A 1,692-nucleotide genomic window follows, 5' to 3' on the forward strand; every position below is an offset into this window, starting at 1 on the left:
TGGGCACTGAATACTAGACCTCGAAAAAGCCTCGGCTTTAAATGCCCTGCAGAACTGTTTTTACCTGATACATTTAATGGCGACGAGTATTACCGCCGACTTGTTGCACTTCGCACTTGAAACCACCAGGATAAAACCAAACAATACAACCAAACAATACAACTACTTAAGCCTGATAGTCTTGTCAAACTGTCGTTTTAAACGACAGTTAAACAAACACAGCAATACCGACAGTAATTCTAGATTAGAGCAGTTTATCTATTCCCAAAAGGGTTAAAACACCCATCAAGGCAAAGATACCTGCTGCGATAGAGTGAACCAGTTTCATTGGAATCTTTGCGGCAAATTTATTTCCAACAAACACAGCTGGAACATCAGCAATTAACATCCCTAATGTCGTTCCAACTACGACAGCAACTGGTGCCGCATAGTGAGCTGCTAATGCGATAGTTGCTAATTGAGTCTTGTCGCCCATCTCAGCTAAGAAGAAGGTAATAAAGGTTGCGCCAAATACTCCAAGGTGTTTAGCGATTTGTGTTTCCTCTTCTTCGATCTTGTCAGGTATCAACGTCCAAATAGCCATACCTATAAATGAAGCGCCCAAAATCCAACGCAACATTTCAGCACTGATCATAGAAGTAATCCACGCACCCAGAGCGCCAGCCAAACCATGATTAATAATGGTTGCCGCAAGAATACCTAAGATGATTGGGATTGGCTTTTTGAATCGCGCGGCAAGAATAAATGCCAGTAGTTGTGTTTTGTCGCCCATTTCCGCGAGCGCGACAACACCAGTAGAGATTAGAAGGGAATCCATTTAAAAGTCCTTAAGGCTGTGTAACAAAACGAATGACTACAACTCACCCACAGCCTCTGTAAGTGTTTGTAGTCAAAAGTCTTGCCAAGCTGTAAGAACCGCTTACACCATAAGCCAAAGCTCAAGTATGTTGATGTAAGCCTTTACTGAAAAGTAAAGAGGCTACTCCCTAGTGACGCGTTAATTGTAGCAATTTTTCAATAAGGGTTAAGCTCTCCTTCCATAAGGACACTCCCACCACCGTCCAGTAACGAGACGCTGCGATCAATTATTTGTTATTTGATGGACCAGCTTTTACCAAAGAGTTGTCAATCTCTCCTAAAACACTCCGTGTACTACTAGTAGTACAGAAATTTAACGAAAAATATCGCTTTACGACTCAAGGCTGGCTTATGGAGTTGATCGTGTAGCTGCGAAGTTCTTCAGTAAGAAGGTGTCTGGTATATGGCGAATTTTTTTATGTTTTCAAACTGATTTCTTCACAAAATCAATGAGATGAGAGTAGTGCTTCTAGTCTGTGTATAATCACAAAGTTGAACTTCGCGTTCACTCCAATCAAGCAAACCGATCGCGTTTGTTATCGATTGGGCGGTTAGCTCAGTGGTAGAGCACTGCCTTCACACGGCAGGGGTCACAAGTTCGAACCTTGTACCGCCCACCAAAATTCCATTCAAATTCAACAGCTTACAAAAAATTTGAATTTTTTGTGTAGTACACTTTTTAATATCCAAAACTGTACTACAGAAGGCGGCTCTACTCCATTATCGGGGGATGAGCAGTATTCATTAAATATCAGTACTCATTAAACACGGCTAAATACGCCGTTCCAACCGCAGTGGGCCAAGACCCTGAGCCGGTAATTCTCAAAGTTCCTA

1 protein-coding gene, 1 tRNA gene, 1 pseudogene and 1 riboswitch are annotated in these 1,692 nt (G+C 42.1%); of the genes and pseudogenes, 2 read left to right on the forward strand and 1 reads right to left on the reverse strand.

What is annotated here, in order from left to right; all coding sequences use genetic code 11:
- A pseudogene (locus QWY27_RS15385) lies at positions 1 to 120 on the forward strand (IS30 family transposase); the annotation flags it as partial.
- A 124-nt stretch (positions 121 to 244) separates the two neighbouring features.
- On the opposite strand, the gene QWY27_RS15210 reads toward QWY27_RS15385, so the two are convergent.
- Complete coding sequence (locus QWY27_RS15210) at positions 245 to 817, reverse strand: TMEM165/GDT1 family protein (RefSeq protein WP_290199279.1); 573 nt, start codon at positions 815 to 817, stop codon at positions 245 to 247.
- Between the two features lie 4 nt (positions 818 to 821).
- Positions 822 to 1,000: riboswitch (yybP-ykoY riboswitch) on the reverse strand.
- Positions 1,001 to 1,403: 403 nt separating this feature from the next.
- Here QWY27_RS15210 and QWY27_RS15215 point away from each other — a divergent pair.
- Positions 1,404 to 1,478: transfer RNA gene (locus tag QWY27_RS15215), tRNA-Val, on the forward strand.
- Positions 1,479 to 1,692: the final 214 nt, after the last annotated feature.

Origin of the sequence: Zwartia vadi, assembly GCF_030410375.1 — a bacterium.
GTDB lineage: Bacteria > Pseudomonadota > Gammaproteobacteria > Burkholderiales > Burkholderiaceae_B > Zwartia > Zwartia vadi.

What these genes read in the sequence shown, in the direction of transcription:
- QWY27_RS15210 (WP_290199279.1), bottom strand. Translation starts at nt 817, where the DNA reads ATGGATTCCCTTCTAATCTCTACTGGTGTTGTCGCGCTCGCGGAAATG.